The organism is Streptomyces sp. WM6386 (assembly GCF_000972385.1).
In the GTDB taxonomy this organism is placed as follows: Bacteria; Actinomycetota; Actinomycetes; order Streptomycetales; family Streptomycetaceae; genus Streptomyces.
This window is the reverse complement of the sequence record NZ_JXTE01000408.1, coordinates 1-548: the sequence shown is the minus strand read 5'-3', so window position 1 is coordinate 548 and position 548 is coordinate 1. Positions and strand designations below refer to the sequence as shown.

General features: G+C 73.2%; 1 protein-coding gene. It reads left to right on the top strand.

All coding sequences use genetic code 11. The features are described from left to right. Window positions 1–548: 1-deoxy-D-xylulose-5-phosphate synthase N-terminal domain-containing protein (locus TN53_RS41975; protein WP_046264164.1), on the top strand; the 548-nt coding region annotated here is incomplete at both ends.

Below are 548 nucleotides of genomic sequence, written 5' to 3'. Positions count from 1 at the left end.
CATCAGCTCAACGGCGAGCGGGAGCGTGTGGTCGTCGCGGTGGTCGGTGACGGCGCGCTGACCGGCGGCATGGCGTGGGAGGCCGTCAACAGCATCGCGGCGGCCAAGGACCGGCCCGTGATCATCGTGCTCAACGACAACGGCCGCTCCGCCGCGTCCGGGGTCGGGCGGGCGACCAGGTTGCGCGGTTCGCCCGCCTACGAGCGGTTCCTGGAGTGGGGCAGGGTCGTCGCCAAGCGCACTCCGGTTCCCGGCGGGACGCTGTACGAGGGCCTGCACGGCGCCCGGCAGAACCTGCGGGAGGTGGCCGCCGCGCAGAATCCGTTCGAGGGGCTGGGGCTGACGTACGTCGGTCCGGTCGACGGGCATGACATCGAGGCTCTGGAGAGGGCGCTGGAACAGGCCCGGCAGCACGGCGGTCCGGTCCTGGTGCACACCGTGACCGTCAAGGGTGCCGGTCACACGCCCGCCGAGACCGATGATCCGGACCGCTACCGGGCCCGGGGCTCCTACACCTCGCGCGCCCGCCGCGGTGAGGTCGCCGCCGT